We start from the raw sequence: 24789 nt of genomic DNA, 5'->3' as shown, positions 1-24789 counted from the left end.
AAGATAAAGCGGCGGCATGGTAGTGCCGGTCGCCGGCCGGCAAACCCTCATGGCAGGGGTCAGATCCCCACAGGGGCTCTGACCCCATTCCGGCCCAGTGTCGGGGTCGGAGCCCCTGCGGGGATCCGACCCCTACCCCATTCACCCAGCTGAGTGGATTCTGACCGTCCGGGCCATTTTTGCTGCACTGCAAAATGCCATACGCTACCGTCTGGTCCTAGTATCAAACAATCGTTTGATTAAGGTCCGCCCGCCGATGGCCAAACCCGCCCACTTCTCGACCAAGGACCGCATTCTCGGCGCGGCCGAGGAGCTGTTCGCACAGCACGGCTTCGCCGGCACTTCGCTGCGCCAGGTGACCAGCCAGGCCGACGTCAACATCGCAGCGGTCAACTACCACTTCGGCTCCAAGGAGAACCTGGTCAACGAGGTGTTCCGCCGCCGCATGGACGAGATGACCGGCGCCCGCCTGTCGCAGCTCGAACGCGCCCGCAGCGAACACCCCGGGCAGCTGCGCCCGGTGCTGGCCGCCTTCGTCGAGCCGGCATTGGCGCTGGCCCAGGACCGCCAGAACGGCGGTGCCTTCGTGCGCGTGATCGCCCGCGCCTACGCCGAGAAGAACGACAACCTGCGCAAGTTCCTGTCCGACCACTACGGCCACGTGCTGCGTGCGTTCGGCAAGGCCATCGGCGAGTGCGTACCCGACCTGAGCAAGGAAGAGCTGTACTGGCGCCTGGATTTCCTGGCCGGCTCGCTCACCTATGCCATGGCCGACTTCGGGCTGATCAAGCGTCCCGCCGGTGTCACTGAAGCGGCGCATCGTGCCCATGCCGCCCACGAACTGATCCATTTCGCCGAAGCCGGGTTCCGCGCCGCCGCTCGCGCCAGCGCCCTGCCCGCTTCCCTTTGATTCCACCCAGTAACTGCTGACCAACAAAGGCCCTACACCATGTCCAATTCCCTGCAAGTCCGCCGCGCCGCCGTGCTGGGTGCCGGCGTCATGGGTGCCCAGATCGCTGCCCACCTCACCAACGCTGGCGTCGACACCGTGCTGTTCGACCTGCCCGCCAAGGAGGGTCCGGCCGACGGCATCGTGCTGAAGGCGATCGCCAACCTGGGCAAGCTGAGCCCGGCACCGCTGGCCAGCAAGTCGCTGGCCGAAGCCATCACTCCGGCCAACTACGAGTCCGGCCTGGAGCAGCTGAAGGACTGCGACCTGATCATCGAGGCCATCGCCGAGCGCATGGACTGGAAGCAGGACCTGTACAAGAAGATCGCGCCGTTCGTGGCCGACCACGCGGTGCTGGCCTCCAACACCTCGGGCCTGGGCATCAACAAGCTGGCCGACGTGCTGCCCGAGCAGCTGCGCCACCGCTTCTGCGGCGTGCACTTCTTCAACCCGCCGCGCTACATGCACCTGGCCGAGCTGATCCCGGCCACCACCACCGACGCCGCCGTGCTGGAAGGCCTGGAAGAGTTTCTGGTCACCACCCTGGGCAAGGGCGTGGTGTACGCCAAGGACACCCCGAACTTCATCGGCAACCGCATCGGCGTGTTCTCGATCCTGTCCACCATCCACCACACCCAGCAGTTCGGCCTGGGCTTCGATGAAGTGGACGGCCTGACCGGTCCGCTGGTCGGCCGCCCGAAGTCGGCCACCTACCGCACCTCCGACGTGGTCGGCCTGGACACCATGGCCCACGTCATCAAGACCATGGGCGATACCCTGCCGAACGACCCGTGGCATGAATTCTTCAAGTCGCCGAAGTGGCTGGACGCGCTGATCGCCAAGGGCGCACTGGGCCAGAAGACCGGTGCCGGCATCTTCCGCAAGGTCGGCAAGGACATCGTGGTGCTGGACCTGGAGAAGCAGGACTACCGTCCGGCCGATCGCGCTGCCGCGCCGGAAGTGGTCGAGATCCTGAAGATCAGGAACCCGGCCGAGAAGTTCGCCAAGCTGCGCGAGAGCCAGCACCCGCAGGCGCAGTTCCTGTGGGCGACCTTCCGCGACCTGTTCCACTACAGCGCCTACCACCTGGCCGACATCGCCGAGACCGCGCGCGACGTCGACCTGGCCATCCGCTGGGGCTACGGCTGGTCGCTGGGCCCGTTCGAGACCTGGCAGGCTGCCGGCTGGAAGCAGGTCGCACAGTGGATCGCCGATGACATCGTGGCCGGCAAGAGCATGAGCAGCGCGCCGCTGCCGGACTGGGTGTTCGATGGCCGCGATGGCGTGCACGCCGCCGAGGGCAGCTACAGCCCGTCGCGCAACGCCAAGCTGCCGCGCTCGTCGCTGCCGGTGTACCAGCGCCAGCGCTTCCCCGATCCGCTGCTGGGCGAAACGTTCGCGCCGGGCGAGACCGTGTTCGAGAACGACGGCCTGCGCATGTGGCACGACGGTGATGGCATCGCCGTGGTCAGCTTCAAGACCAAGATGAACACCGTGTCCGACCAGGTGCTGGACGGCCTGCAGGAATGCGTGAGCCGCGCCGAGAAGGACTTCCAGGGCCTGGTGATCTGGCAGCAGAAGGAACCCTTCTCCGCCGGTGCCGACCTGGCCGGTGCCCTCGGCCTGCTGCAGGCCGGCAAGGTCGACCAGTTCGAAGAAATGGTTGCCAACTTCCAGCGCACCAGCCAGCGCATCAAGTACTCGCTGGTGCCAGTGGTGGCTGCCGTGCGCGGCCTTGCCCTGGGTGGCGGCTGCGAGTTCCAGATGCACAGCGCCAAGACCGTGGCCTTCCTGGAAAGCTACATCGGCCTGGTCGAGGCCGGCGTCGGCCTGCTGCCGGCCGGTGGTGGCCTGAAGGAACTGGCCGTGCGCGCCTCGCAGGCCGCGGGTCCGGGCGGCGACGTGTTCGCCGAACTGAAGAAGACCTTCGAGACCGTGGCGATGGCCAAGGTGTCCAACTCGGCGGTCAACGCCAAGGAACTGGGCCTGCTGCGCAGCACCGACAAGGTGGTGTTCAACAGCTACGAGGCCCTGCACATCGCCAAGGCCGAAGCACGCGCCCTGGCCGAAGCGGGTTACCGCCCGCCGCTGCCGGCACGCCGCATCCAGGTGGCCGGTGACGTGGGTATCGCCACCTTCAAGATGATGCTGGTCAACATGCTGGAAGGCCGCTTCATCAGCCCGTACGACTACGAGATCGCCGAGCGCATCGCTACCGTGCTGTGCGGTGGCAAGGTCGACCGCGGCACCCTGGTCGACGAAGAGTGGCTGCTGACCCTGGAGCGCAAGCACTTCGTCGAACTGGCCCAGCAGGAAAAGACCCAGGCCCGCATCGCGCACATGCTGAAGACCGGCAAGCCGCTGCGTAACTGATCGCCCATCCCTGCTTCCGGTGGGTGCCGACCGTTGGTCGGCACTCCGGCTAAAAAATTCAAGAGATCACTGCAATGACCAAGCAAATCCAGGACGCCTACATCGTCGCCGCCACCCGTACCCCGGTTGGCAAGGCGCCCAAGGGCATGTTCCGCAACACCCGCCCCGACGACATGCTTGCGCACGTGCTGCGCAGCGTCGTCGCCCAGGCCCCGGGCGTGGACGTCAACCGCATCGATGACGCCATCATCGGTTGCGCCATGCCGGAAGCCGAGCAGGGCATGAACGTGGCCCGCATCGGCGTGCTGCTGGCCGGCCTGCCGAACACCATCGCCGCACAGACCGTGAACCGCTTCTGCTCCTCCGGCCTGCAGGCCGTGGCGCAGGCCGCCGACGCGATCCGCCTGGGCAACGCCGACCTGATGCTGGCCGGCGGCACCGAGTCGATGTCGATGGTGCCGATGATGGGCAACAAGATCGCCATGGCGCCGAGCGTGTTCGACAACGACCACGTTGCCATCGCCTACGGCATGGGCATCACCGCCGAGAAGGTCGCCGAAGAGTGGAAGGTCTCGCGCGAAGACCAGGACGCCTTTGCCCTGGCCTCGCACCAGAAGGCCATGGCCGCGATCCAGAACGGCGAGTTCAAGGACGAGATCAGCCCGTACGAGATCGTCTCGCACCTGCCGGACCTGGCCGACGGCCAGCGCATCATCACCCGCAACAAGATCGCCGACACCGACGAAGGCCCCCGCCCGGACTCCTCGGCCGAAGGCCTGGCCAAGCTGCGCCCGGTGTTCCGCAACGGCCAGTTCGGCGGCACCGTCACCGCCGGCAACTCGTCGCAGATGAGCGACGGCGCCGGCGCCGTGCTGCTGGCCTCGGAGCAGGCGATCAAGGATTACGGCCTGACCCCGCTGGCCCGTTTCGTCAGCTTCTCGGTGGCCGGCGTGCGCCCGGAAGCGATGGGCATCGGCCCGATCGCCGCGATCCCGAAGGCACTGAAGCAGGCCGGCCTGACCCAGGACCAGCTGGACTGGATCGAGCTCAACGAAGCCTTCGCCGCGCAGTCGCTGGCGGTGATCCGTGACTGCGGCCTGGACCCGGCCAAGGTCAACCCGCTGGGCGGCGCGATTGCCTTGGGCCACCCGCTGGGTGCGACCGGCGCGATCCGTACCGCAACCCTGCTGCACGGCCTGCGTCGTCGCCAGCAGAAGTACGGCATGGTGACGATGTGCATCGGCACCGGCATGGGTGCGGCGGGTATTTTCGAGGCGCTGTAAGGTTCAAGGCGTTGCCTCGTTGGGCTTCATGGCGTGGGTCGGGTTGGCAGGGCTGCCCGGGACACGCCGTGAACCCTTCCATGGGGGCTCGATGGCGCCATCCATGGCGCCAACGGTCCCGGGCAGCCCTGCCAACCCGGCCCTTCCAGCCTCCCCGCGGCGGAGGGATGAGCAAAGGCAGGGTCAAAGGCTGGGGTCAGATCCCTTTGATGCGCAAAGGGATCTGACCCCAACCCACGAAAAAAGGCAGCCAATGGCTGCCTTTTTGCTTTTGCTTCTGCCTTTGATTCCGCCCTTCCCGTCCGCGCCACACGGAAACTGTCGAGAGGGGGCGGATGGCCCTCTCCAAAACCGTTGGCGCCATGGATGGCGCCATCGAGCACCATGGAAGGGCTTTGGCGTGTTTTGGAGAGGGCCATCCGCCCTCTCCCCCACGTATCAATCAAGGCGCCGCACGGAGCGCTTGATAAAACCCTTATTCCGCCAGCATCGCCGCCAGCTTCTCCCGCGCCGGGCCAGCCAGCTTCGGGTTGTCCAGCGCGAAGCGGATCGTCGCCTCCACCAGACCCAGGTGCGTGCCGCAGTCGAAGCGGGTGCCCTCGAAACGATAGGCATCGACTTCTTCGGTCTTCAGCAGCTCGGCAATCGCATCGGTCAGCTGGATCTCGCCGCCGGCACCGGTCTGGGTCTGTTCCAGCAGCTCGAAGATCTTCGGGCTGAGCACGTAACGACCCACCACCGCCAGGTCGCTCGGCGCGTCCTCCGGCTTCGGCTTCTCGACGATCTGCGAAATACGGCCCTTGCGGCCATCGAACGCGTCGGTGGCGACGATGCCGTAACTGGCGGTCTTATCGTGCGGCACGTCTTCGACCGCGATCACGCTGGCGCCACTGGCTTCGTTGAGGTCGGCCATCTGCTTCAGCGCGCCCGCACCGCGGTTCCAGATCAGGTCGTCGGGCAGCAGTACGGCAAACGGCTCGTCACCGATCACCGACCTGGCACACAGCACCGCGTGCCCGAGGCCCAGCGCCTCGGCCTGGGTCACGAAGATCGCGCGCACACCATTGGGGAGCACGTGCCGGATCAGTTCCAGCTGCTCCTGCTTGCCAGCGCGCTCAAGCTTCTGCTCCAGCTCGTACGCCTTGTCGAAATAGTCGGCAACGGCGTGCTTGTAGCGGTTGGTGATGAACACCAGCGTGTCACAGCCGGCTTCGATCGCCTCATCCACCGCGTACTGGATCAGCGGCCGATCAATGATCGGCAGCATCTCCTTCGGCACAGTCTTGGTTGCTGGCAAAAAACGCGTCCCCAATCCTGCCACCGGGAAAACTGCTTTGCGAATTCGCTTGCTCATTGGTGCCTGTTGGCCTCACGTGCCGGAAAAGGCACGACTTTAGCGGATGAAATGTAAGCATCCTGTTCGATTGGCGAGAATTCCGGCATCGTCGCAAACAGGATTTCCTGGATGCGGGCGGTGTCGTAGCTGGCAATCGCCTCGCGCAGGCGCGGAACGTTGCCCAGCACCAGGTCGCGCGAGAACGTACGCACGCCGGCTTCAAGAATCTTCGGGTGCGCGGTGGAGCGGTAATCTTCGTCCGAATAGAACAGCGTCTCGTGCAGCTTCTCGCCCGGACGCAGGCCGGTATAGATGATCTGGATGTCCTTGTACGGCTGCTTGCCGGTCAGGCGGATCATCTGTTCGGCCAGCACGCGGATCGGCACCGGCTCGCCCATGTCGAGGGTATAGATCGCACCATGCGACGCCGATGCGGCCGCCTGCAGGATCAGCTGGCAGGCCTCGGGAATGGTCATGAAGTAGCGGCTGACTTCCGGGTCGGTGACCGTGACCGGGCCACCGCGCAGGATCTGCTCGCGGAACAGCGGCACCACGCTGCCGGCCGACGCCAGCACGTTGCCGAAGCGCACCGTGACAAAACGGGTATGCGTGGACTTCTGGTCCAGGCTCTGGCAGATCATCTCGGCGTAGCGCTTGCTCGCGCCCAGCGCATTGACCGGGTCGACCGCCTTGTCGGTGGAGATGAACACGAAATGCTCCACGCGGGCTTCCAGGCAGGCGCGCGCGACGTTCTCGGTCGCCAGGATGTTGTTGCGCACTGCTTCACGCAGCTGGCGTTCCAGCACCGGTACATGCTTGTAGGCGGCCGCATGGAAAGCAGTATCGACGGGGTGCAGCGACAGCGCGTGGCGGATCACCGCTGGGTCACCGCAGTCGCCCAGCACCGCCTCGATCTCGACATCGGGGAAGCTGCGACGCAGCTCGCCCTCGATGGTCAGCAGCAGCAGCTCGCTGATCTCCAGCAGGATGATGCGACCGGCACCATGCCGCGCGCACTGGCGGCACAGCTCCGAGCCGATCGAACCACCGGCGCCGGTAACCATCACGGTGCGCCCACCCAACCAGCCGCGGATCAGGTTCCAGTCCGGCATGATCGGCTTGCGCCCCAGCAGGTCCTCGATCGCCACTTCCTTCAGCTGGCCCGGCAGCGACTGGCCCTGCAGGATGTCACTGAGCTTGGGCACGGTACGGAACGGCACGCCGGTGCTTTCGCAGATCGCGACGACGCGCTGCATGCCTGCGGCGTCCAGCGACGGCATGGCAATGACCAGCAGCTTGGCAGCGGTCTCGCGGACCACCGTCGGCGCGTCATCCAGCGTGCCCAGGATCGGCAGGCCCTGCAGCTTGGCGCCACGCAGGTGCGGTGCATCGTCGAGCAGGCCGACCGGCTCGAAGTTGCCGGAGCGGCGCAGGTCGCGCACCAGGGTCTCGGCCGCCTGGCCGGCGCCGAGGATCAGCACGCGGCGGGCGCTGGAATCGGACTGCAGTGCCTGGTAGTCCTTCCAGGCGCGGTACAGCAGGCGCGGCGCGCCGAGCAGTGCCGACAGCGCGAACGGGTAGATCACCAGCACCGACATGGGTACGCCGTCGAAGCGCTTCCACATCAGCACCAGGATGATGGCCACCATGCCGATGAAGCTGGCCTTGAAGATGTTCAGCAGGTCGCTGACGCTGGCAAACCGCCACAGGCCGCGGTACAGGCCCACGCGCCAGAACACCAGGCCCTGCAGCAGCAGGACCAGGGTGGTATCGACGTTCCACAGGGGCAGCGCCGGGGCGTTGGGCAGGATCGAGTAACGCCCTGCATGGAGCAGCTGCCAGCATGCCCAGACCATGAAGAGGTCGTGGCAGACGATGGCCGAACGCGGCATCAGGCCGAGGATTCTGTCCCGCCAGGGTGAAGCCATAATTCAGGTAATTCCTTGTCGGTGGCGCATTCCATTGCGCAGGAGGAGCCAGAGGACGCTCAGCGCGATGAACCACGCGATCGCCACGACAGCCTCCCACCTCGGCTGCAAATTGGAGCAGACATTGAACACTGTAATACTGAACAGACCCAAAGCAAAGTACATCCCTGTCACCTGCGGGTGACTGGCTCCTGCCTGCACCGCGCGCTGGTAGACATGCTGGGTATGGGGTTCCATCCAGCGTTGTCCGGAAATGATGCGCGCCAGCAGTGTGAAGCCCGCGTCCACGAGGAACGGCGAAACCGGTACCAGCAGCAGGATCCAGTTGATATCGGTACGCACGCTGGCGATCGCCAGCACCACTGCGACCGCATACCCCAGCGCGCCGCTTCCAACATCGCCCATGAAGATCCGGGCGCGAGGGAAGTTGAACGGCAGGAATCCAAGGCAGGCCAGGCCCAGCGCCACGGCGGCCAGTGAATAGGGCCACGGCAGTACCGGCGCCAGCCCCAGCATCGCCACAACGGCCTGGCTGGCGGCGATGCCATTGATGCCGTCCATGAAGTTCCAGATGTTGATCAGCGACGCGGTGAACAGCAGCACCAGCACCGCCAACAGCCAGCTGCCACCATTCACCTTGACCAGGCCGGCCAACAGCGCTGCGGCGATGAAATGCACCAGCAGGCGACGCATCGCCGGCAGGGGCTTGTGGTCGTCCCACCAGCCGATACCGGCCACCAGCACCAGCCCAAGGCTGGCCACCAGCACCGTCGGCGTGCTTTCGGGCCAGGCCCAGATGGCCACGCCGGCGGTCACCAGCAGGCTGATGACGATGGCGATGCCGCCACCGCGCGGGGTGGCAACGCTATGGCTGCGACGCTCGCCCGGCTGGTCCATCAACTGCTGGCGCAGTGCATAGCCCCGCGCAGCCCAGGTCAGCAACGCACTGAGCAGGGCGAGCCCCAGCAGCGCGCCCATCACAAGCCAGGGCATGGATCAGAGCACCGCGTAGTTCAGCAGCGGCTTGACCGTTCCCCACTCCTTGCAGCTCGGGCACTGCCAGTGGTGGGTACGCGCACCGAAGCCGCAGCGCGTGCAGCGATAGGCCGGGTTGCGCACCAGCAGCTGGTCGGTGATGTGCTTGAGGTCATGCAGGGTGGCGGTGGAATCGGCTCCCTCGGCGAGGGTCAGATCGATCAGCGCGGATTCGCCACGTACCGACGGGCGATCCTTGAGCTGGCGACCGAGGTAGGCACGGGCCGGCGCCACGCCTTCCTGCTCTTCCATCAACCGGGTCAGCGCCAGTACCGGGGCGATGCCGCGGTAGTGCTCGGTCATCTCCGACAGGAACGCGCGTGCACCTGCCAGATCGCCGACCCTGCGATAGTTCTGCATCAGTGCCGGCAGCAGTTCCGGCAGGTATTCGGGATCGTTGCGCGCGGCGCGCTCGAAGGCGCGCACGGCGGCCTCTGGATTGCCCGCGTCGGTTTCCAGACGGCCCTCGATGATGCCGGCGCGCACCGACATCGCGTCGGCCTGGTAGGCGCGGGCGATCGCTGCCCTCGCTTCTTCCAGCTTGCCGGCGCCACGGAAACGTTCGGCCAGTTCGCATTCGAACTGGCCGATCAGCTTGCCCATCGGCTCGCCGGTGACGTCCTCGAAACGGGTCGCGTTGTCGATCGCCTTTTCCCAGTCGCGCTCGGCCTGGTAGATGCCGATCAGGTGCTTGAGTGCCTGCGGTGCACGCTGATCCAGCTGCGCCAGCTCGGTGAACACGGTCTCGGCACGGTCCAGCAGGCCGGACTTCATGTAGTCCTCGCCCAGCGCCAGCAGGGCCTGCACGCGCTGTGCATCACTGAGGTCGTGGCGGTTGACCAGGCCCTGGTGCAGGCGGATGGCGCGGTCGACTTCGCCGCGGCGGCGGAACAGGTGGCCCAGCGCGACCTGGGTCTCGAAGGTTTCCTTGTCCAGCTCGGCGATGTGCAGGAACAGCTCGATGGCCTTGTCCGGCTGCTCGTTGAGCAGGTAGTTCAGGCCACGGAAATAGGTGCTCGACAGGCGGCTGACCTGGCTGTCACCGTGGCGTTGACCACCGCGCCGCCCGATCACCCACCCAGCCAGGGCGGCCAGCGGAACGAACAGGAAGAACCAGAACCACTCGGTGACGAAATCCATCTTCGATCAGCGTCCATCAAAAGATTGAGGGGAAGCAACCGGTGCCGGCGTGGCGGCAGCGGACTTGTTGGCGCGGCGCAGCTGGCTGTAGAGCGGAATGACCACGCTCACCAGCACCAGGCCAGCGCCAACGATGACGCCGATCAGCAACGCGGCAATGATGGCCACGCCGACCGAGGTCTTAAGCTGGGTGAACAGCAGGTTGATGGTCATCTCGTCCATGTTCATGGCACCGATGATCAACCCAAGAATGAGTACCGCCAGCAGGACCAGCAGACGAAAAACCTTCATGCGACAGCTCCAGTGGCAGGAGTCCGTAGCTTATCCGACTCGCGGCTGGATTCGCACGCGGTGGCGCGACGGAAGGCTCAGGCCGGATCGGCGTCCAGCGGCAGCACACTGCTGACCCGCTCGCGCAGTTCCTTGCCCGGCTTGAAATGGGGGACATGCTTGCCCGGCAGGGCAACCGATTCGCCGGTCTTCGGGTTGCGACCCAGGCGCGGCGGACGATAGTGCAGCGAGAAGCTGCCAAATCCACGGATTTCGATGCGATCCCCGGCGGACAGCGATCCGCCCATCATTTCCAGCAACGACTTCACCGCCAGATCGACATCATCGGCCTTCAGGTGCGCCTGGCGGCGCGCAAGGATTTCGATCAGTTCGGATTTGGTCATTACCGGCTCACATCAGGGGCATCTCAGCCTGAAACGGCCCGGGCAATGCCCGGGCCGTCCAGGAAACAACGAACAGCGTAAGGCCGATTACTCGGACTTGTTGCCGTTCAGCTGTGCACGCAGCAGCGCGCCCAGCTGGGTGGTGCCGCTGGAAGCCGAAGAGGACTGGTATTCCTCCAGCACTTCGCGCATTTCCGCGTCGTCCTTGGCCTTGATCGACAGCTGCAGGGTACGGCCCTTGCGGTCCATGCCCACGAACTTGGCTTCGACCTTGTCGCCGACCTTCAGGTGCTGGGTGGCGTCGTCAACGCGCTCGTTGGCGATGTCGCGGGCCGAGACGTAACCTTCGATGCCGTCAGCCAGCTCGATGATCGCGCCCTTGGCGTCGACTTCCTTCACCACGCCTTCGACCTTGGAGCCCTTCGGATTGGCAGCCATGTACTGGCCGAACGGATCCTGCTCCAGCTGCTTCACGCCCAGGGAGATGCGCTCGCGCTCCGGATCGACAGCCAGGACGACGGCGTCCAGGGTATCGCCCTTCTTGAAGTTGCGAACGACGTCTTCGCCGGTGGTGTTCCAGCTGATGTCGGACAGGTGGACCAGGCCGTCGATGCCGCCGTCCAGGCCGATGAAGATGCCGAAGTCGGTGATCGACTTGATCTGGCCCGACACCTTGTCACCCTTCTTGTGGGTGGCAGCGAAGGTTTCCCACGGATTGGCGGCAACCTGCTTCATGCCCAGCGAGATACGGCGACGCTCTTCATCGACGTCCAGCACCATCACTTCGACTTCATCACCAACCTGGACAACCTTGGACGGGTTGACGTTCTTGTTGGTCCAATCCATCTCCGAGACGTGCACCAGGCCTTCGACGCCCGGCTCGATCTCAACGAACGCACCGTAATCGGTGACGTTGGAGACCTTGCCGAAGACGCGGCTGTTGGCCGGGTAACGACGGCCGATGTTGTCCCACGGATCCTCGCCCAGCTGCTTCAGGCCCAGCGAAACGCGGTTGCGCTCGCGGTCGAACTTCAGCACGCGGACGTCCAGCTCGTCGCCGACGTTCACGACTTCCGACGGGTGACGCACGCGCTTCCACGCCATGTCGGTGATGTGCAGCAGGCCGTCGATACCGCCCAGGTCCACGAACGCGCCGTAATCGGTCAGGTTCTTGACGACACCCTTCAGGATCGCGCCTTCCTGCAGCTTGTCCATCAGCTGCTCGCGCTCTTCCGAGTGCTCGCTTTCGACGACAGCGCGGCGCGAGACCACGACGTTGTTACGCTTGCGGTCCAGCTTGATGAGCTTGAACTCGAGTTCCTTGCCTTCCAGGTAGGCCGGATCGCGCACCGGGCGCACATCGACCAGGGAACCCGGCAGGAAGGCGCGGACATCCTTGATGTCCACGGTGAAACCACCCTTGACCTTGCCGCTGATGCGGCCGGTGATGGTTTCGTTCTTTTCCAACGCTTCTTCCAGCTCGTCCCACACCATCGCGCGCTTGGCCTTCTCGCGCGACAGGACGGTTTCGCCGAAGCCGTTCTCGATCGAGTCGAGGGCGACCTTGACGATGTCGCCTTCGGCGACGTCGATTTCGCCAGCGTCGTTACGGAACTGTTCGATCGGCACGATGCCTTCGGACTTCAGGCCAGCGTTGATCACCACGACGTCGCCGCGGACTTCAACAACGGTACCGCTGACGATGGCGCCCGGCTTCAGCTTGGCCAGATTGGCCTGGCTGGCTTCAAACAGTTCGGCAAATGATTCGGTCATTAGATTTACTCTGTTGGACACATGGGTCGGTGGCGTCCCCTTCAGGGGAATGGCGACCGCCCGCCTGTTGGTCGACCCCGGAAACGCAGGTCGTGTGTAGTAGGAAAACCGCCACGCATCATTGCGCGACGGAGCTGGTACAGCACTGCTATGCGCGACCACCGCCGATGCTGCTGGCAGCGCTCCCGCGCGAACGGATCAGGCAGCCGGAACCGGAAGCAGATCCATCACTCTGGCAACGACATCATCGATGCCGATGCCTGTGGTGTCGATGAGGACAGCATCGTCTGCCGGCTTCAGGGGCGCCACGGTACGCTGGGCATCACGGGCGTCGCGGGCCATGATCTCGCGCAGGAGGTCATCAAAGTTAACAGAAACCCCCTTGTCTTTCAACTGCTTATGCCGGCGCTCGGCGCGCTCCTCGGCACTGGCGGTCAGGAAGACCTTGTAGGAGGCGTCCGGGAAGATCACCGTGCCCATGTCGCGGCCGTCGGCGACCAGGCCCGGCAGCTCCCTGAATGCGCGCTGGCGCTCCTTCAGGGCAGCGCGGACCTCGGGAATGGCGGCAATGGCCGAGGCCAGCGCACCGGTGGTCTCCAGGCGCAGCTCGTCGGTGGCATCGGTGCCGTTGACCATGACCCGCATGGCATCGCCCTGCTCGACAAACTGAACGTGGGTGTCGAAGGTGCAACGCACCAGCGCCGAGGCGTCGGAGGTATCGATGTCGGCCCAGCTTGCGGCCACGCCCACCGCCCGGTACAGCGCGCCCGAATCCAGGTAATGCCAGCCCATCCGGCGCGCGATGATGCGGCTGATGGTACCCTTGCCGGCCCCGGATGGGCCGTCGATGGTCAGGACGGGAGCGAGTGGATTCATGGGGGTCCCAGAGCGTGTGAAGAGGCCATTCTAGCCCCTGCCAGACGCCCCCAGCGGGATCTTTTGTGCAACCACTTGAAACCACGAGGAAAAGCCCGGTAGAATGGCGGGCTTGAACGAGCGTCAACTGCCGATTGTCTTTCGCATATCGCGGCCACGCTCCACCCGAACAACTACTGTTTACGCCGAGGTATGCCATGAAAGTCCTGTCCTCCCTGAAGTCGGCGAAGGCCCGTCACCGTGACTGCAAGGTCGTGCGTCGTCGTGGCAAGATCTTCGTCATCTGCAAGTCGAACCCGCGTTTCAAGGCGCGTCAGCGCTAAGCCTCACAGCCTTCCGGCTGCGGCTGGCCCTACGCGGGGCCGACCCGATGCAAGAAACCGCCTTCGGGCGGTTTTTTGTTTATGCGGCTTTTTCCTGCCGTTTTTGCTGTAATCGCCTTTCTTGACCACTGGGGAGTAGATCGAGATGAAGCGTTACCTGTCCGCCCTGGCCGTGATGGCCACCCTGGCCGCCGCCACACCGGCACTGGCCGATACCCTGCTTGTCGACCGCGCCCGCGAGAAGCCGGCCGGTGCCCTGCCCGTGCGCGGCCAGAGCATGCAGCAGGTGCAGGCGCAGTTCGGCGCGCCCAGCGAGCAGCTGCAGCCGCGTGGCGGGCAGAAACGGCAATGGCCGACCATCAACCGCTGGGTGTACCCGCAGTTCACCGTCTACTTCGAGAAGCAGAAGGTGATCGACGTGGTGGCCAACCAGGCGGACCCGAACGAAATCGGCCCGAAACCGCCGATCCGTTGATCCCATTACCCGCCGTGGGCGGGCCTGTGTAGCGAGACCATGAACCAGACCCTTCGTTTTCCTGCCGAGTGGGAAGCCCAGAGCGGCGTCCTGATTGCCTGGCCCACCGCCGATACCGACTGGGCTGACCGCCTGGGCCAGGTGGAAGAGACCTACATCGCCCTGGTCGCGGCCATCACCCGCTTCCAGCCGGTGCTGATCTGCGTGGCCGACGACGATGTGGAGACCTACGCCGAGATGCGACTGCGCTCCAACCGCATCGACATGGACAAGGTCCACTTCACCACGGCGGCCTACGACGATACCTGGCTGCGCGACTCCGGCCCGATCACCCTGCGCCGTGCCGACGGCGGCTTCCAGCTGCTGGATTTCCGCTTCACCGGCTGGGGCGGCAAGTTCGACGCCACCCTGGATGACCAGCTGGTGGGCGTGCTCGACCAGGCCGGCGTATTCAACGATGCGCCGGTCCGCAGCATTCCGTTCGCGCTGGAAGGCGGCGGCATCGAGACCGACGGTGAAGGCACCCTGCTGACCACCTGGAAGTGCCTGCACGAGCGCCACCCAGATCGCGACCGCGCCAGCCTGAGCGCCGACCTGGCCGACTGGCTGCAGCAGGACCGCGTGCTGTGGCTGGACCACGGCTACCTGGAAGGCGACGACACCGACGCGCACATCGATACCCTCGCCCGCTTCGCCTCCGCTGACAGCATCGTCTACCAGGCCTGCGACGACGAGAGCGACTCGCATTACGCCGAACTGCAGGCGATGGGCAATGAGCTGGCCGCGCTACGCACCAAGGATGGCCAGCCGTACCGCCTGTTCCCGCTGCCGTGGGCCCGGCCGGTGATCGACGAAGGCCGTCGCCTGGCTGCCTCGTACGCCAACTACCTGATCGTCAATGGCGCGGTGCTGATGCCGGCCTATGGCGACCCGGCCGATGACCTGGCCCGCGACGTGCTGGCACAGGCGCACCCGGGCCGAGAGATCGTGCAGGTGCCCTGCCGCTCGCTGATCTGGCAGAACGGCAGCCTGCACTGCATCACCATGCAGCTGCCGGCCGGGCTGTTGAAGGCGTAACGGTCGTGCCGGCCGCTGGCCGGCAACCCTGCAATGCCTGATGGATCCACGGGATTGCCGGCCAGCGGCCGGCACTACCCGCTGCGCCATTCAGCGCGCGACACGCCGTCGCCGCCCATCCGCGCTAACATGCTGGTTTTCCCCCGCAGGAACGCCCCGCATGAACTCGCGCAGCCCCCTTACCGTCGCCCTGATCCAGGAGCGCAACCACGGTGATGCCGCCGCCAACCTGGCGGTGATCGAAGCACGCGTGGCCGAGGCGGCTGCGCAGGGTGCCAAGCTGGTGCTGCTGCAGGAACTGCATAACGGCCCGTACTTCTGCCAGCACGAATCGGTGGACGAGTTCGACCTGGCCGAGCCGATTCCGGGCCCGAGCACCGAGCGCCTGGGCGCGCTGGCGAAGCAGCATGGCGTGGTGCTGGTCGGCTCGCTGTTCGAGCGCCGCGCTGCCGGGCTGTACCACAACACCGCCGTGGTGTTCGAGAAGGACGGTACGCTGCTCGGCAAGTACCGCAAGATGCATATCCCGGACGACCCGGGCTTCTACGAGAAGTTCTACTTCACCCCGGGCGACATCGGCTTCACGCCGATCGATACCTCGGTGGGCCGCCTGGGCGTGCTGGTGTGCTGGGACCAGTGGTACCCGGAAGCGGCGCGCCTGATGGCGCTGGCCGGCGCCGAGCTGCTGCTGTATCCGACTGCGATCGGCTGGGATCCGGACGACGTGCAGGACGAGAAGACCCGCCAGCGCGACGCCTGGGTGCTGAGCCATCGCGGCCATGCGGTGGCCAACGGCCTGCCGGTGCTGAGCTGCAACCGCGTCGGCCACGAGGCCTCGCCGCTGGGCGCGTCGGGCATCCAGTTCTGGGGCAACAGCCACGTGCTGGGCCCGCAGGGCGAGTTCCTGGCCGAGGCCGGCACCGAGGCCACCGTGCTGCTGTGCGACGTCGACCTGCAGCGCAGCGAGCATGTGCGCCGCATCTGGCCTTTCCTGCGTGATCGCCGCATCGATGCCTACGGCGACCTGCTCAAGCGCTACATCGACTGAGCCGGAGCCCGCGCATGGCCGTCCTCATCCGTGATGCCGGCCCGGCCGACATCGACGCGATCACCGCGATCTACGCGGTGGAAGTGACTGACTTCGTCAACACCTACGAGTACGACATTCCGGACGCGACCGAGATGCTGCGCCGCATGCGTGACATCGTCGATCGCGGCTTCCCCTACCTGGTCGCCGAGATCGACGGCCAGGTGGCCGGCTATGCCTACGCCAACACCTACCGCACCCGCGTCGCCTACCAGTGGACCGTTGAGAACTCGGTCTACGTCGATGCCGCGTTCCAGGGCAAGGGCGTCGGCACCGGCCTGCTGCAGGCGTTGATCGACGCCTGCGTGGCGCGTGGCTACCGGCAGATGGTGGCGGTGATCGGCGAACCGACCAATACCGCTTCAATCAAGCTGCACGAACGCTTCGGCTTCGAGCTGGTCGGCGTGTTCCGTGGCCTCGGCCGCAAGCATGGCCGCTGGCTGGATACCGTGCAGATGCAGCGCGCGCTCGGCGATGGCGCCGACACCGCACCTTCCAATGAATGAACCCATGACCGAAACCCTTCCCGAGACCGGTGACGACCTGTTCGCCGGCCAGCCGGTGCGCGTCGTCGAACGCGACGGCGTGCGCTACACCCTGCTGGGCACCGCCCATGTCTCACGCGCCAGCGTCGAGGCCGTGGAAAAAGCCATCGACAGCGGCCGCTTCGATGCGGTTGCCGTCGAGCTGGACCCGCAGCGCCTGCAGGCACTGAGCGACCCGGACACGCTGGCCAAGCTCGACCTGGTCGAGGTGATCCGCAAGGGCCGCGTCGCCCTGTTCGCCGCCAACCTGGCCCTGTCCGCCTACCAGCGCCGCCTGGCCGAACAGCTCGACATCGAGCCGGGCGCGGAACTGAAACGCGCGGTGGAACTGGCGCGCGAACGCGACCTGCCGGTGCACCTGATCGACCGCGAGGTCGGCCTGACCTTCCGCCGGGCGTCGCAGCGGCTTGGGTTCTTCGGCAAGCTGAAGCTGGTTGCCGGGCTGGGCGCTGGCCTGTTCTCGTCCGAGGAAGTGGGCGAGAACGAGATCGAAAAGCTCAAGCAGGGCGACATGCTGGAATCGAGCTTTGGTGAGTTCGCCAGCGAGAGCCCGGCGCTGTACGAGACCATCATCGGTGAGCGCGACCGTTACATGGCCACGCGCCTGCGCGAGGAGCACACCCCGCAGCAGCGTGAAGTGCTGGCGGTGGTCGGTGCCGGTCACCTGGCCGGGCTGGCGCGCTACCTGGAAACCGATACCGAGGCACCGGCGCCGCTGCGCGCCGAGCTGGAGGCGGTGCCGAAGAAGCGCAACATCCCGTGGTTCACGCTCGGCATCCTGGCGATCGTGGCGACCGGCATCGGTGTGGGCTTCTACCGCGGCGGCCTGGGCGTGGGCACCGAGCTGCTGGCGACCTGGGCAATGTATACCGGCGGCCTGGCGGGCCTGGGCTGCCTGCTGGCAGGCGGTCACCCGCTGAGCATTCTTACCGCGATCGCGGTGGCCCCGTTCAAGCCGTTCCGCCTGAGCATCCCGACCGGCGCATTCTCGGCGCTGGTGGAAGCGCGCCTGCGCAAGCCGGCCTACGAGGACTTCCTGAAGCTGCGCGACGATGCGCAGAGCCTGAAGGGCTGGTACCGCAATCGCGTTACCCGCGTGGTGCTGACCTTCATGCTGACCAACATCGGCAGCATGCTCGGCCTGTGGCTGACCACCTTCAAGGTGTGGGGCAAGGTGGCGGGGTAAGCCTCTCAACCGGCCACAGAATCTGTAGCGCCCGAGCCCATGCTCGGGCGACGCCGCGACGCGGCGAGCAGAAAAAAAGGGGGAGACCGCCCCACTACGACCGGCCTCCCCCACACCACAACACGTTGGCGCGCATTACAGCCGGGCAGCGCCCGGCTCCATCCTCTCCAGCCCGCGTGCACGGCGGATCAACCGCGTCACGGCATTGCGCAGGTCATCGAGCACCGCATAGATCGTCGGCAGGAACAGCAGGCTGACCACCGTCGAGAACGCCAGGCCGCCCGCAATCGCGCGCGCCATCGGCGAATACTCCGGGCCATTGCCGAACATCTGCGTATCGGTCAGCGAGATCGGGATCATCGCCAGGATCGCCGTGCCCATGGTCATCATGATCGGGCGCAGGCGTTCGCGTGAGCCTTCCACCAGCGCCTGGGTGCGGCCCATGCCGCTGCGCCGCAGGTTGTTGATGTGCTCGATCATCACGATGCCGTTGTTCACCACCACGCCCATCAGCACCAGGATGCCGATGAAGGACATGATCCCGAACGAGGTGCCGGTGATCCAGAACAGCCAGAACACGCCGAAGATCGAGAACAGCACGCCGCTCATGATCGCCGCCGGGAACAGCAGCGACTCGAACACCGCCGCCATCACCACGTAGATCATCACCAGTGCGATCAGCAGGTTGAACACCATCTGCTGCATGGCCTCGTCGTCGTTGCCGTAGTCGCCGCCGTCGAAAGTGAAGCCATAGCCGGCCGGGAAGTTCATCGGCTTGAGCACGGCTTCGATCGCCTTGCGCCCGTCCGGCGCGGTGACCTTCTCGGCCAGGTTGGCCTTGATGGTCAACGTGGTCTGGCGGTTGGTGCGGCCGATCTGGGTGGCCGACGAACCAACGTCCACGGTGACCAGGCTCAGCAGCGGCACGCTGCGGCCATCGCCGGTGCGCACGCTGAAACCGGCCAGGTCTTCCGGGCTGCTCTGCTCGGCGCCGGCAAAGCGCACCCACACCGGCACTTCGTTGTCACCGCGGCGGAACTCGCGCATCGGCGCGCCGCGCAGCGCCAGGCCGACGAAGCTGGCCACCTGCTCGGCATTGAAGCCGAACGCTGCGGCACGCTCGCGGTCGACGCGCACCTTCAGCTCGCCGCCCTTCTCGCCGTTGTCGATGCGCACGTCACGCAGCTCGGCACGCTGCGCCAGCAACGGCACCACTTCCTGGCCGATCTCCTGCAGCATCGAGCTGGAATCACCCACCAGCTGCACCTGCACGCCCTGGTTGCTGCCGCCACCGCCATCGCCGCCCTGGTTGCCGACGAAGTAATCGGTGCGTGCCGACTTCGGCAGGCCCTTGCGCAGTTCCTCCTGCAGCGACTTGATGTCCTTGGCGTATTTTTCGTCCAGGGTGACCACCGTGGAGCTGCCTTCCTGCTCGCTGTACCAGGAATACACCTGCTTCACGTGCAGGCGCTCGCGGTTCTGGTCGATCCAGTTCTCCACCCGCGCCACTTCCTCGGACATCTGGCGGTAGGTGTAGGCGCCCTTCCACATGTAGCCGATGAAGATGTCCTTGCCACCCTCACCACCGAACATGTCGACCTTGGTCAGCTTCATCGGCACCAGGCTGACCAGCACCACGAGCAGGATGCCGAGCAGGCTCCAACCGCGGTGATGCAGTGACCAGTCCAGCAGCTGCGCATAGCGTCGCTGCAGGCGCGCGATCAGGCCGGTCTGCGAGTGCACCAGCTTGGGCGTGGCCATGCGCGCGGACAGCATCGGGATCAGGCTGACCGCCACCAGCCACGAGGCCAGCAGCGAGACCGAGATGGTGATCGCGATCTGCGCCATGAAGATGCTGATGTTGTTGGTCTCGCCGAACAGGTTCGGCACGAACACGATGCAGTGGCACAGCGTGCCGGCGCTGAGCGCGATGGCCACGTTGCGGGTGCCGATGATCGAGGCCAGCCGTGGCTGCCCCGGCATGCGCTCGCGCTCCTGGTAGATGCTCTCCACCACCACCACCGCGTTGTCGACCAGCATGCCGACGGCCAGCAGCAGGCCCATCATGGTCAGGATGTTGAGTGTCACCCCGACGAAGTACATGAAGCCGAGGGTGATGGTGAAGCAGATCGGAATGGCCAGGGTCACCATCAGCGTCGACGGCCAATGGCGCAGGAAGAAGAACAGCACGGTGACCGACAGGATCAGGCCGACCGCGCCGGCCTCGGCCAGCTCCAGCAGCGAGGACGTCACTGCCTTGCCCTGGTTGTCGATCACCTTGATCTGCACGTCGCGCATCGACGGCTGCGCGCGGATCGCCTCGACCTCGGCCAGTGCCGCACGCGAAACGTCCACCAGGTTGGCGCTGCGTTCCTTGAAGATGTCCAGGCCCACCGCCGGGTTGCCGTCCAGGCGGCGCCCGTAGTTCATCCGCGCCGGCTTCAGGCGCACGTCGGCGATGTCGCCCAGGCGCAGGCCCTTGGCGTTGATCACCAGGTCGCGCATCTCCTGAAGGTCGGTGATCTCGCCTACCGGCTGCACGCGCACGCGTTGGCCGTTGTCATCGATCTGCCCGGCCGAGATCGAGAAGTTCAGCGTGCGCAGGCGCTCGCTCAGCTCGTTGATGCTCAACCCATGCGCGTTGAGCCGGTTCGGATCGATGGCGATCTCCACCTCGTTCGGCGGCGCACCGGTGATATCGACGCGGGCCACGCCGGGTATACGCTCGATGCGCCGCTTGAACTCACGGTCGAGCATGTCATAGGCGGTGGTCAGGTCGGTGGTGCTGGCCAGCCGCACCTTCAGCACGGGCTGGTCGCTGCTGGACCACTTGAACACGTTGTAGCGCTGCAGGTCGTCGGGCAGGTCGCTGCGGATCGCGTCGATACGCTCGCGCGCGTCCGACGCGGCAATGGCGATGTCGCGGTCCCAGTCGCTGAACTCGATGTAGATCAGCGCCGCCTCGGAGGTGGCCGACGAGCGCATGCGCTTGATGCCGGTCATCGTCGCCAGCGATTCCTCGACCGGACGGATGATGGTCCGTTCCACTTCTTCCGGGGTCGAGCCGGTGTAGGGAATCTGCACGAACAGGAACGGCGCGGAGATGTCCGGCAACGCCTCCAGCGGCAGCCGGAACGAAGCGATCAGGCCGATCACCACCAGCGACACGAAGCACATGATGGTGGTGACCGGACGGCGGATGGAAAACTCGGCAACACTCATGCCGGTTCCTCCACACCCGCTGTGCCGCCCTCGTCGCCATGCAGGCCTTCACCGACGTGCTTGCGGCCGCGCTCACGGTAGTAGGCGTCGCCGCGACGATCCATCAGGTCGTACACCACCGGGATCACCAGCAGCGTCAGCAGCGTCGACACCAGCAGGCCACCGATCACGGTGATCGCCATCGGTGCACGCACTTCGGCGCCCTCGCCCATCGCCACCGCCAGCGGCAGGAAGCCGAACAGCGTGCACAGCGTGGTCATGATGATCGGCCGCAGGCGCGAGCGCGCACCTTCCACCAGCGCCTCATGCTTGGCCACGCCGGCCTCGCGCAGCTGGTTGACCTTGTCGATCAGGATGATCGCGTTCTTGGTGACCAGGCCGACCAGCAGGATCAGGCCGATGAACACCACCACCGAGATGGGCTTTCCGGTCAGCATCAGCGCCAGGATCGCGCCGACCAGCGCCAGCGGGATGGTGAACAGGATCACGAACGGGTGCAGCAGGGATTCGAACTGCGAGGCCATCACCAGGTAGACCAGGAAGATCGCCAGGCCGAAGGCGAAGATCAGCGACTTCGCCGCCTGCGCCAGTTCCTCGCCCTGGCCGCCGATGTGCAGGCCGACGCCCGCGCCCAGCGGCTGCTCGGCCACCATCTGCTGCACTTCGCGCATGGCGGCGCCGAGGTCGATGTCGCGCAGGTTGGCCGATACCACCGCGACCCGGGTCTGGTCGGCACGATGGATCTCGCTGGGGCCGGTGGTGGCGACCACGTCGGCCACCGCGTCCAGGGTCACCGGGCGGGTGCTGCCCGGATTGACGATCAGCCGGCGGATGCTCTCCACGCTGGCGCGGTCACCTTCCTGGGCGCGCACCAGCACGTCGATCTTGCGGTCACGGAAGCTGTAGCGGGTGGCGACGTCGCCACGCACCTTCTTCACCACCACGTCGGCGATCTGGCGGGTGGTCAGGCCCAGCGCACCGGCGCGCTCCTGGTCGAAGCGGATCTGGATTTCCGGGAAGCCCTCTTCCACCGTCGACTTCACGTCGGCGTAGTGGGCGTTGCCGCGCAGCATCGCCGCCAGGCGCTGGCCGGCCACTTCCAGGGTCGCCATGTCCTGCCCGCGCAGTTCGATTTCCAGCGGCGTGGAAAAGCTGAACAACGCCGGCCGCGCGAAGTCGACCTGGGCACCCGGGTGCTGGCTCATGGTGCCGCGCAGGCGCTCGGTGATCGCCGCTTCAGTGTGCGCATTGCCGCCACCTTCCATCACCACGGTCAGCTTGCCGATGTTCTCGCCGCTTTCGGTCGGGCTGGCATCCAGCCGGGTGCCGCTGCCACTGACGCCATACAGCGAGGCCACGCCTTCGCCCTTGCCATGCGCCAGCTGCAGCTCGCGCACCAGCGCATCGGTCTGCTTCAGCGGCGTGCCGGCCGGCAGCTTCACCGTCATTTCGAAACGGTCCTGCGCCAGCTGCGGGATCAGGTCGGCGCCAAGCATCGGCACCAGCGCCATGGTCGCCACGAAAATGATGGCTGCCACGCCCAGCACCTTGCCGGGATGCGCCAGCGCACTCGGCAGCAGGCGCAGGTAGCCTTGCTCGGCGCCTGCATAGGGCTTCATCGCCAGGTCGCTGGCCTTGCGCATCACCGGGCCGACCACCGCCACCACGCCGCGCCACAGGCGCACCACGAGCCAGGCCAGCGCATAGAAGCTCCAGCGCACGCTGGCGAGCACGCCACGGCGGCCCAGTGCAACCGGCTTCTGCCAACGCTTCTGCGGCTGCCATGCTGCGTTCGGCGCCTCTTCCGGGAACGCCAGCGGCGGCCGCCCCTTCAGCGAGCTCAGCATCGGGATCAGGGTCATCGACACCAGCAGCGAGATCGCGATGGCGATCGCCACGGTCAGCGCCTGGTCGCGGAACAGCTGCCCGGCGATGCCATCGACGAACACCAGCGGCAGGAACACCGCGATGGTGGTCAGGGTCGAGGCGACCACGGCCATGCTCACTTCACGGGTGCCGGCGATCGCCGCCTGCAGGATGCCCAGGCCACGCTCACGGGCCTTGGCGATGCTCTCCAGCACCACGATCGAGTCATCCACCACCAGGCCGGTGGCCAATGCCAGGCCACCCAGCGACATCACGTTCAAGCTCAGGCCGAGCTGGCCCATGAAGAAGAACGTGGCGATGATCGAGACCGGCAACGACAGGCTGATCACGAACGTACTCCAGCCATCGCGCAGGAACAGGAAGATGATCAGGATCGCCAGCAGGCCGCCGATCACGGCATCCTTCTTGACGTCGGCGATGGCGTGCTCGATGAAGCGCGACTGGTCCTCGATGGTGGTCAGCTCGACATCGGACGGGAACGTGCCCTTGATCTGCTCCAGGCGCTTGCGCAGCGCTTCAGCGGTGGACACGGTGTTGGCGTCGCCTTCCTTGTAGATGGCCAGCTCGACCGACTCCTTGCCGCCCAGGCGGATGATCGCTTCGCGCTCCTTGTAGCCCTGGCGCACGGTGGCCACGTCCTTCAGGCGCACCGGCACGCCGTTGGCAACCACGCTGGAGCCACCGCCGGACGATGCGCTCTGTGCCGCCGACGCCGCCGCGATGGCGGCCGCCGAACCGGTCGACGCGGCGATGTTGAACATCTGCTGCAGCGCCGAGTCCGCCGCGCTGCCATTGGCGGCCTGGGTGGTCACCAGCAGGTTGCGGATCTCCTCCAGGTCGGCGAACTGGTTGACGGTACGCACCAGGAAGCGCTGCGAGCCCTCCTCCAGGCGGCCGCCGGAAATGTTGATGTTCTCGTCCTTCAGGCGCTTGATGACGGTGTCGATCGGCAGGTTCAGCTGGGCAAGCTTCTGCTGGTCGATGTCGACCTGGATCTCGTCCTCCAGGCCGCCGCCCACCTTCACTGCCGCCACGCCGGTGACCGGCTCCAGCTTCTTCTTGAGGTCTTCATCGGCATAGCGGCGCAGGCCGGTCAGCTCGCGCACCGCATCGGCATCGCTGGTCGGCGCCGTCTTGTTCGACAGCACCAGGCGCATGATCGGCTCGGTTGACGGATTGAAGCGCAGCAGCACCGGGGCCTTGGCCTCCAGCGGCAGGTTCAGCGCTTCCATCTTGTCGCGCACCTCCAGGCTGGCCTGGTCCATGTTGGTGCCCCAGGCGAATTCCAGCACCACGTCGCTCTGGCCGGTGCGCGAGACCGACTTCAGCTTGCGCAGGTTCTTGACCACGCCGACCGCTTCTTCGACCGGCTGGGTGATCAGGGTTTCGATTTCAGTCGGCGCTGCACCGGTGTATTCGGTGCGCACGGTCAGCGTCGGGTAGCTCAGGTCGGGCAGCAGGTTGACCTTGAGATTGCCCAGCGCGATCAGGCCGAACAGCAGCAGCGTGACCGTGCACATGGCGATGGTCACGCGGCGGCGGGTGGCAAACTCCACCAGGCCGCCGCGCATGCCGCCGGCGGCGCCGTCGCTCGCCGGCGAGGCACCGTGGTCGTGGCCC

Annotated in this window: 19 protein-coding genes; 9 read left to right on the top strand and 10 right to left on the bottom strand. The window is 66.0% G+C overall.

Translation table 11 applies throughout. The features are described 5' to 3' along the window. Positions 1-256: 256 nt before the first annotated feature. The 3 genes from AC5P98_RS05550 (at position 257) to AC5P98_RS05540 (ending at position 4605) form a co-directional block, all read left to right on the top strand. Positions 257-910 carry a TetR/AcrR family transcriptional regulator gene (locus AC5P98_RS05550; protein WP_014646856.1) on the top strand — a complete coding sequence of 218 codons (654 nt, stop codon included), beginning with the start codon at positions 257-259 and terminating at the stop codon, positions 908-910. Between the two features lie 39 nt (positions 911-949). Then, complete coding sequence (locus AC5P98_RS05545; protein ID WP_049404578.1) at positions 950-3322, top strand: 3-hydroxyacyl-CoA dehydrogenase/enoyl-CoA hydratase family protein; 2373 nt, start codon at positions 950-952, stop codon at positions 3320-3322. A 74-nt stretch (positions 3323-3396) separates the two neighbouring features. Beyond that, positions 3397-4605 (top strand): acetyl-CoA C-acyltransferase, encoded by a 1209-nt coding sequence (locus AC5P98_RS05540; RefSeq protein WP_495229898.1) that lies wholly within the window; start codon positions 3397-3399, stop codon positions 4603-4605. 475 nt (positions 4606-5080) lie between these two features. Here the strand turns inward: AC5P98_RS05540 and galU are convergent, their stop codons facing one another. From galU to cmk, 8 genes are all read right to left on the bottom strand, one after another. Beyond that, positions 5081-5959, bottom strand: coding sequence for a UTP--glucose-1-phosphate uridylyltransferase GalU (gene galU / locus AC5P98_RS05535; RefSeq protein ID WP_032960751.1), 879 nt, complete (start codon positions 5957-5959; stop codon positions 5081-5083). Beyond that, complete coding sequence (locus tag AC5P98_RS05530) at positions 5956-7869, bottom strand: polysaccharide biosynthesis protein (RefSeq protein ID WP_014646852.1); 1914 nt, start codon at positions 7867-7869, stop codon at positions 5956-5958. Before AC5P98_RS05530 ends, galU begins: the two co-directional genes overlap by 4 nt. 3 nt (positions 7870-7872) lie before the next feature. Beyond that, entirely contained in the window at positions 7873-8862 is a 990-nt protein-coding gene (locus AC5P98_RS05525; RefSeq protein ID WP_046430191.1) for an MraY family glycosyltransferase, read from the bottom strand. Positions 8863-8865: 3 nt separating this feature from the next. Further along, complete coding sequence (gene lapB / locus AC5P98_RS05520; RefSeq protein ID WP_014646850.1) at positions 8866-10044, bottom strand: lipopolysaccharide assembly protein LapB; 1179 nt, start codon at positions 10042-10044, stop codon at positions 8866-8868. A 6-nt stretch (positions 10045-10050) separates the two neighbouring features. Then, positions 10051-10335 (bottom strand): LapA family protein, encoded by a 285-nt coding sequence (locus AC5P98_RS05515; protein WP_014646849.1) that lies wholly within the window; start codon positions 10333-10335, stop codon positions 10051-10053. A gap of 77 nt (positions 10336-10412) precedes the next feature. Further along, positions 10413-10718, bottom strand: a complete 306-nt coding sequence (locus AC5P98_RS05510; RefSeq protein ID WP_005409286.1) for an integration host factor subunit beta — start codon at positions 10716-10718, stop codon at positions 10413-10415. Positions 10719-10805: 87 nt separating this feature from the next. Continuing rightward, complete coding sequence (gene rpsA, locus AC5P98_RS05505; RefSeq protein WP_005416230.1) at positions 10806-12491, bottom strand: 30S ribosomal protein S1; 1686 nt, start codon at positions 12489-12491, stop codon at positions 10806-10808. Positions 12492-12689: 198 nt separating this feature from the next. After that, positions 12690-13367 carry a (d)CMP kinase gene (gene cmk, locus AC5P98_RS05500; RefSeq protein WP_014036894.1) on the bottom strand — a complete coding sequence of 226 codons (678 nt, stop codon included), beginning with the start codon at positions 13365-13367 and terminating at the stop codon, positions 12690-12692. Between the two features lie 197 nt (positions 13368-13564). On the opposite strand from cmk, the gene ykgO reads away from it, so the two are divergent. From ykgO to AC5P98_RS05470, 6 genes are all read left to right on the top strand, one after another. Next, a complete protein-coding gene (ykgO, locus tag AC5P98_RS05495) occupies positions 13565-13690 on the top strand; it encodes a type B 50S ribosomal protein L36 (protein WP_005409283.1) in 126 nt (41 codons plus the stop codon). Between the two features lie 175 nt (positions 13691-13865). After that, positions 13866-14165 carry a hypothetical protein gene (locus tag AC5P98_RS05490; RefSeq protein WP_227837998.1) on the top strand — a complete coding sequence of 100 codons (300 nt, stop codon included), beginning with the start codon at positions 13866-13868 and terminating at the stop codon, positions 14163-14165. Between the two features lie 39 nt (positions 14166-14204). Further along, entirely contained in the window at positions 14205-15242 is a 1038-nt protein-coding gene (locus tag AC5P98_RS05485; RefSeq protein ID WP_032960746.1) for an agmatine deiminase family protein, read from the top strand. A 160-nt stretch (positions 15243-15402) separates the two neighbouring features. Beyond that, positions 15403-16290, top strand: coding sequence for a carbon-nitrogen hydrolase (locus tag AC5P98_RS05480; RefSeq protein ID WP_049419256.1), 888 nt, complete (start codon positions 15403-15405; stop codon positions 16288-16290). 14 nt (positions 16291-16304) lie between these two features. Then, positions 16305-16835, top strand: a complete 531-nt coding sequence (locus AC5P98_RS05475) for a GNAT family N-acetyltransferase (protein ID WP_049404550.1) — start codon at positions 16305-16307, stop codon at positions 16833-16835. A 4-nt stretch (positions 16836-16839) separates the two neighbouring features. Then, positions 16840-18060, top strand: a complete 1221-nt coding sequence (locus AC5P98_RS05470) for a TraB/GumN family protein (protein WP_014646845.1) — start codon at positions 16840-16842, stop codon at positions 18058-18060. Positions 18061-18195: 135 nt separating this feature from the next. On the opposite strand, the gene AC5P98_RS05465 is transcribed toward AC5P98_RS05470, so the two are convergent. Together AC5P98_RS05465 and AC5P98_RS05460 are read right to left on the bottom strand one after the other, a co-directional pair. Further along, positions 18196-21282, bottom strand: coding sequence for an efflux RND transporter permease subunit (locus tag AC5P98_RS05465; protein ID WP_014646844.1), 3087 nt, complete (start codon positions 21280-21282; stop codon positions 18196-18198). After that, positions 21279-24740, bottom strand: coding sequence for an efflux RND transporter permease subunit (locus AC5P98_RS05460; RefSeq protein ID WP_425603917.1), 3462 nt, complete (start codon positions 24738-24740; stop codon positions 21279-21281). The genes AC5P98_RS05465 and AC5P98_RS05460 overlap by 4 nt, the downstream gene beginning before the upstream one ends. Positions 24741-24789 lie beyond the last annotated feature (49 nt).

Source organism: Stenotrophomonas sp. YJH_SMC_135 (genome assembly GCF_059372355.1).
This window is presented reverse-complemented; position numbering and strand designations above follow the sequence as displayed.